The following is a 6,271-nucleotide window of genomic DNA, read 5'->3' as shown; positions in this document are numbered from 1 at the left end:
GCACTGCTCGGTCAGATTCGCATCCCCGAGCTACCGAGAGGCCCTGTCTTCATGCGCGTACAACAGGAAGATCACCCCGGCGGGAAACCTGTTCGTGGCGCTAGCGGGTGAAGCGGTGGCGCTGGGCCCACCACTCCTGGCCAGTTGCCGGCGTCGGGTCGGCCAGGAACCGCCGGACCCGCTCCGAGGGCTCCGCTGCCCAGGTCTCGTCGACGAAGGGGACGAAGAGCTTGTCCGCCCGTCGCAGGGTTGTGGCCGCCTCGTCGTGGCGGCCCAGGTGACGCAGAGCCAGACCAAGGTTGACGAGTGCGAACCCCTGCTTGTAGACCTCGCCGGCACGACCGAAGATATCGGTGGCCTTGCCAAGCACCGACGCGGCAAGGGCGGGCTGGGTCACGCCGTCCAGCAGCTCCGCTAGGGCTTCGAGGGCGTAGTCCTCGCCCCGGAGGGAGCGGTTGGTGTCGAAGACACTGGCCGCCAGGCCGAACGCGTCGACGGCGTCCTCAATCCGCCCGGCCGCACGCAGGGAGATCCCCCGTCGGACCAGTTGCTCGCCCAGACCGTTCGTGCTTCTGGCCTTGTGAAACTCGTCGGCGGCCAGCCGCCGTGCTGCGGCGGCTCCCTCGTACTGGCCCAGCAAGTGGAGGGCGGTGCCGAGGTTGGCGAGGGCTGTCGCATGAGCGACGAGGTCCCCGAGCCCCTCGAAGAGTTCGACGGCCCTCGCCTGCCGTTCGACGCTCTGTTTGCCCGGCCGCTCGGCCATGACGGCACTGTTGTTGAGGTGCACCGCCTCCGCACGCTGATCAGCGAGGCCCCGGTGAAGCGCGGCTGCCTGCCAGTGGGCCTCGGAGGCCATCGCCCCGATCTGCGAATCCCATCGCATGGCCTCCGCGACATCTCGCAGCAGACTGGTCAGCGACGCCAGTAGTCCGGTGAGACCAACTCCCTCGTTCGACGATGTGGTGTGGGCGGCGGTCGCCAGTAGGTTCGCGCGCTCGGATTCGAGCCAGGTGAGAACCCCCGCCACCTCGGAACGCCGGGCCTCGCCGAGGGAGTCGCGGCGCAGCAGGCGCTCCGGATCCGATCCGGCGGCGTCACGTGGAGGCAGCAGGTCGGGCATCTGCTCGCTGAGGACTTCGACAGCCATCCGGACAGTCGAGCGGAAGTGCTCCCGGAACCGCTCGGTCGCGGTGTCGTCCGGATCCGAGCGAGGGTCGAAGTAGATCTCCTCGTCGCGCGTCACCGGCGAGTCCAGCCGCAGAATATCCGCGGCTTGGCGTATTCCGTTCAGATAGAACGTCACCAGCCGCTCCTCGGCCCCCTTGCGCTGCTCAGGCGGGGTGTCAGACGCCAGGCGCTCACTGGCGAAGAGTCGTACTAGATCGTGCAGTCGCCAGCGACCTCGTGTGTCGCCATGGTGCAGCAGGTGGGCCCGGGCCAGAGACTCCAATACCTGGCGCGTCTCCCTCTCGTCCGTGAGGCCGAGTACGGTGGCCGCTTCGGTCGAGATGTCAGGCCCTTGGTGGAGTGCCAGCAGCCGGAACATCTCGGCGATGGGGCCCGTCAGGCTCCGGTAGGACAGGTCGAAGGCTGAACGGATCGATAGGTCCTCCACCTCCAGCTCCGCGAGCCGGGCCCGCTCGTCCTCAAGGTCCCGCGCCAGCTCCGCCAGTGAACGAGAGGGTTCCTCGGCGAGCAACGCCCCAACGATGCGCAAGGCCAGGGGGAGGTACCCGCAGCGTCGGGCGATCGCATAGGCAGTCTGCGGGTCGCGGGCGGTGCGGTAGTCGGTACCGCGGGCACGTCGCAGGATGCCCGCGAGTAGCCCTACCGAGGTCTCCTCATCCAGCACGTCCAAATCGAGCAGCCGGGCATCCAGGGTGGCCAGGCTATTCCGGGAGGTGACGATCGTACGCGTCCTGTCGTCGACTGGCAGGAGGAGGCGAATCTGTTCGACGCTCGACGCGTTGTCCAGCACTACGGCCAGCGCCTGGCCGTCCCGCGCGTAGGTCGTCAGAATGGAGGCGTATAGGCGTGAGCGGTCATCGGGACGTGGCGGGATGTGCTCAGCCGGTACGCCGAGCGCCCGCAGTATGCCGTCGAGGGCTTGACCCGGCGTCAGCCGTCGTGGCCCGTCGTAGCCGTACAGATCGACGAAGAGTACGCCCCCTGGGCACCAGCCACGATGCTGGGCCGCACGCACCGCCTGGACGGCCAGTTCCGTCTTACCCACGCCCGGCAGGCCCGCGACCACAGACAGCGCCGTCCGACCCGGCGAACAAGGGTCGAGGATGTCCAGTAGGACGTCCAACTCGGTCTCCCGGCCTATGAACTCCGAACTGCCAGCAGGCAGTGCCGACAGCGCCGGGGTGACCTCAGCGGGCAGTTGCACCGTGATGTCTCGACCCTGGATCACCGCATGGAAGAAGACACCGCCGCTGATCCTGTTCGATATCGACTCGCTCGCGCCGTCCTCGCCGAACGCGTCCGCCCCGGCCATGCCGGTCAGTCTTGTACTGGCGGCGTACTGGCGCCGGGGGCAGCCGGGGGTGGGGGCAGGGTGGTTGAGGAGACTCCGGAGAAATCCCGGCCCTGCAGCACCAGACCGGAGAAGGTGCCACCACTGATCGTGTTGTGCACCTCACCGTCACCGGTGCGCACCAGCCGCGCCTGCTCGTGCCATCGCTGCAAACCGGCAGAGAATTCTGCGTCCAGCACGGCCCGCACTGCCAAGGCGGTGCTCAGGGCCTGCGCGCGGGCCGGATCTGTTGGCGCCTCCGCTAGCCTGGTCAGCTCGGCCTCCCCGGAACTGACCGCCGGAGCATCGGGGGAATCTCCCTGACCACACCGGAACGGACGCCGCACCAAGGCACTCAGCCCTGTCCAAGCCTGCCGTCCGGCCTCACTACCGGCGCCGCCAGCCAGCGCCGCCAGCAGCGCCACCGAGACTGGATCCACCCCCACACCACCCTCCACGCCTACACCCTTACCGGGAGTGAACACGCTACGAGAACACGCGGTTTCGCGGAAGGCCAATTGGACAATCCCTCCCTGTGCCCCAGGGGCGTGATGCCAGCGCGCTCACGCCAGTCACCAGTGACAACGCCACGCGCGAGCCCCCAGCGGACCCTGCACTCACTGGCGAAGGCTGCCTCCCCGCCGACAGGTGTCCTGGCGGACCAGATCATCTGAGACGCCGAGCGAGTCGGATCAGATCATTTGAGACCGGGCCCAGATCGACTGAGACGGGGCACGGACGTCCTTCGTGCGCACTTCCAGGGTGCTCCCCCACCGCCGGGAGCGCGCCGACGCCGGTTCGCGAAGGGCGTCCTGTGCCATCGGAGTTTGAGCGTGTGCCATCGAAGTCTGAGCAACTACGCGTGGCGTGGCAGGACCGTCCTGGGGCACCGCCGCACGCGGCGACCCCAGGACGCAGTCCGCGACCGCCGTCGCGGCTACTAGTGCCGGCCCGCGTTGATCCTACGGGGGGTCGCTGGGCGGACGAAGGCGTGTATTTCAACCGCCGAGGGTCACTTGCTGTCCAGCCGCCCCAGCGCGTGGGCGTCGGCGAGGACGGATCGGGCCATCTGCCAGTCGGTGTGGTTGATGCCGGTGATGTGGCGTAGGTAGGCGAGGGTGACCTGCTGGATGAGGGCGACGCGGCTGGGGTCCTCGTCGGTGGTCTCTGCTGCCCGGTAGCCGGAGATGCCGCCGAGGAAGTGCTCGCCGCCGTAGACGGTGAGCAGGCTCTTGTTGCCGCGGCTGAGGGTGTAGGGGTCGCTTGTCCAGGCGGGTCCTCGGGTGGTGAGCGGGAGATCGTCCTTGTCGCCGGCGACCACCAGTCCGGGGGCGGTGATGTGGGAGAAGTCCTGGTCGCGGAGCCAGGGAAGGTTCTCGTGGGCGAAAGGGGTCAGTTCGTCGCCGCCCTCGCCGGCCGTGGCCAGCTGGATGCTGGCCATGACCCGGGAGTCGGACAGGTCGTCGGCGGTGCCGGTCTGGGGGTCGGTGACGCGCAGACCTACCAGGATGCCGGCGGTCTGGCCTCCGAAGGAGTGGCCCGCTGCGACGATGCGGCTGTGGTCGACCCGGCCGGACAGGCCGGGCACGGATGCCTCCAGCGGCTTGAGCTCATCCAGGATGCGCTTCATGTCCTGCACGCGGTAGCGCCATAGGTGGGGCCTGCGGGAGTCGTCCGCGGCGATGGCGACCCGCTTGGAGTCGAGATGCGTGGCTTGGATCACCACGAAACCATGAGAGGCCCAGTGGTCGACCAGCGGTTCGTAGCCGTCCAGGTCGGACCCGAATCCGTGTACGAAGAGCACGATCGGCAGGCATGTGCCAGTGAGCGGTGCGGAAACGCGTACGTGCAGGTCCTGGCCGCGCTGGGGGGCGGGCAGCACGATCGGCTTGACCGTCACGGTCGGGGTGGGAGCGGGGCCGGTGAGGCCGGTCGTCTGGTGGGTAGTCACGTGCGTGCTTCTTTCCGGTGCGGTGCGAGTGGCGGGTCAGGTGATCTTGAGGTTGAGGATGCGTCCGGCGTTGATCCATGACGTATCGGGCGAAAACCCCGGGGTCATGTCAGCTACGCTAAAACTTGACGTCGACGTCAAAGGCAAGTCGTTATGGCGTAGTTCACATGGAGCTCAGAATGCGCATTGGGGAACTCGCCCGCCGCACAGGCGTCAGCACCCGGGCCCTGCGGTACTACGAGGAGCAGAACCTGCTCACCGCCGAGCGCAGCAACACCGGCCAGCGCCACTACCCGGAAACCGCGGTCGCCCGGATCCTCCTGGTCCGAGAGCTGTTCACCGCCGGCCTGTCGAGCAAGACCATCGCCGAGCTCACGCCATGCGTCATCGACGGCAAGGCCACACCCGAACTCCTGGACCGCCTGGCTGTGGAGCGCGGTCACATCGACCAGCACATCGCCGATCTCACGCACACCCGAGACAGGCTCGACTCGGTCATCGCCGGCGCCTCCGCATCCATGGACACCGGTACCCCCTGCCAGCCCGGCCCGGCATCGACCGCTCCGGCGCAGGTCAGCGGCGCTACCCTCCGTGGTATCAAGAAGCTCGGGAAGGTGGGGGATGACGTCGTCCAGTCCGTTTGCGGTGCTCTGGAACAGTGACCAGCGCGCGCTGTTACGAGAACTGGCGAGCTCGCGAACGGCGCCGCTGCGGCGGGTGCAGCGAGCGCATGTCGCCCTGGCCTGCGCACAGGGCACCGCGAATGCCGTCATCGCCCGCACGCTCCGGCTGCACCTTGACACCGTGCGCCGCTGGCGTAAGCGGTTCACCGCCGAAGGACTCGCAGCTCTGGAGGACCGTCCCCGGCCGGGGCACCCGCGCCGCTACGGTCCCGAAGTGCATCTGGCCATTGTGGCCACGGTGACCTCGGCACGCCCCGCCGTCGACAGCCAGTGGACCCATCGCGCCATCGCTGATCACCTGGCCAACACCGGCATCTCGGCCTCCCAGGTCGGACGCATCCTCGCCGGCCTGGACCTCAAACCGCACCTGGTACGCGGATGGCTCACCCGCCCCGAGGACCCCGACTTCTACGCGAAAGCCGCCGAGGTCTGCGTTCTCTACCTCCATCGCCCACCGGGCTCGGTAGTCCTCAGCGTGGACGAGAAGACCGCGATGCAGGCCCGCTCACGCAGGCATCCAACCCGCCGCGCGCACCCCGGCCAGCTCGAACGCCGCGAGTTCGAGTACCGCCGCCACGGCACCGCCTCCATCGTCGCCGCACTGGACGTCCACACCGGGCAGGTCCTGGTCGAGGACATCACGCGCAACGACTCGGTCACCTTCATCGCCTTCCTGCGATTGCTAGAGCACGCCGTCCCAGCAGATTCGACGATCCACCTGATCCTGGACAACGGCTCCTCGCACACCTCAAAGGCGACCCGGTCCTGGCTGGCCAAGCACCCGCGCCTCGTCGTCCACCACACCCCCAAGCACGCCTCCTGGCTGAACCAGGTGGAGATATTCTTCTCGATCCTGGCCCGCCGACTCCTACGCCGAGGCGAGTTCGACTCCCGCCAGGACCTCGTCGAGCAAATCCGCGAATTCACCCTCGCCTACGACGACCAGGCGCGACCATTCCGCTGGTCCTACGACAGCACCCCGCTCAAGGCAGCCTGACCCCCGCAGGATCAGCGCGGCGAAGCACTAGGGCCTGTTCCAGGTTCAGATCACTGTTCGGTCAAATGCGGCCCGTCGGGTGGCCGCGAAGCGGTAGATGTATCGGGTGACGCGTGGTGATC

Annotated in this window: 3 protein-coding genes and 1 pseudogene; 2 read left to right on the top strand and 2 right to left on the bottom strand. The window is 68.0% G+C overall.

Translation table 11 applies throughout. The features are described from left to right. Nucleotides 1-100 precede the first annotated feature (100 nt). On the bottom strand, nt 101-2,500 hold the full coding sequence (locus ACIHCQ_RS44415; protein WP_399675022.1) for an AAA family ATPase: 2,400 nt from the start codon (nt 2,498-2,500) through the stop codon (nt 101-103). 1,030 nt (nt 2,501-3,530) lie between these two features. Continuing rightward, nucleotides 3,531-4,469, bottom strand: a complete 939-nt coding sequence (locus tag ACIHCQ_RS44410; protein WP_399675019.1) for an alpha/beta hydrolase family protein — start codon at nt 4,467-4,469, stop codon at nt 3,531-3,533. Between the two features lie 179 nt (nt 4,470-4,648). Between ACIHCQ_RS44410 and ACIHCQ_RS44405 the strand changes: the two are divergent. Continuing rightward, nucleotides 4,649-5,017 (top strand): annotated as a pseudogene (locus ACIHCQ_RS44405) (MerR family transcriptional regulator); the annotation flags it as partial. 73 nt (nt 5,018-5,090) lie between these two features. After that, the gene (locus tag ACIHCQ_RS44400; RefSeq protein WP_399675016.1) at nt 5,091-6,149 is read left to right on the top strand and encodes an IS630 family transposase; all 1,059 of its coding nucleotides are present in this window, start codon (nt 5,091-5,093) and stop codon (nt 6,147-6,149) included. The last annotated feature ends 122 nt before the right edge of the window (nt 6,150-6,271 follow it).

This window comes from Streptomyces sp. NPDC052236 (assembly GCF_044548015.1).
Classification (GTDB): domain Bacteria; phylum Actinomycetota; class Actinomycetes; order Streptomycetales; family Streptomycetaceae; genus Streptomyces.
The sequence above is the reverse complement of the archived record's forward strand: the minus strand, read 5'-3'. Positions and strand labels throughout refer to the sequence as shown.